At 39.2% G+C, this 604-nt stretch carries 1 protein-coding gene; it reads right to left on the bottom strand.

All coding sequences use genetic code 11. The features are described 5' to 3' along the window. Window positions 1-6 precede the first annotated feature (6 nt). A partial coding sequence (gene porT, locus HC175_RS16450) for a type IX secretion/gliding motility protein PorT/SprT (protein ID WP_168139463.1) occupies window positions 7-604 on the bottom strand: 598 nt, incomplete at its 5' end.

Here is a 604-nt window from a genome sequence, read left to right as displayed (position 1 = left end):
GAACGCTTACTGGAAAGTAAAATTCAGAAACATTCCGCGGGAAGACATTTTATCTACGTTACCTGAATAAAAATTATCAGGATTGTCATCTCTCACAAATTCATCATTAATGGCGAAAACTCCACGAATAGAAGGCGTAAACTTGAAATAATACAGGTACAAATCGATTCCGAAACCTAATTCGTAATAATAATTATTGGTGGTCATTCTAAACTGGCCATCATCATTATCATCGGGATTATTCTCGTTGCTTGAAAGGTTGATCGACGTAGATACGCCACCTACAACAAAAGGTTTAAAGTTGTTGATACGGGTGGTAGAGAACTTCAGTAAAAGCGGAACATGTACAAAAGTGGAATTGATCTCCCTGAATGTTTTTTGATCGGCCTTAGTGAATTGAAAATTGATGCGGTTAAAAGAAACTCCGGGTTCGAGGCGCAGGTCCAGGTGTTCGCTTAGTCTCATATTTCCTATTAATCCCACATTGAACCCAATGGTCCTGTCCACCGAAAAATCTTTTCCCGTAGCGGGGCTGGCGATATAATTTTTATAATCCACATCAAAATCATAGGTGTTGAACCCCAGGAAATATCCCCAGGAAAAA

The sequence above is a fragment of the Salinimicrobium oceani genome, assembly GCF_012037645.1.
This window is presented reverse-complemented; position numbering and strand designations above follow the sequence as displayed.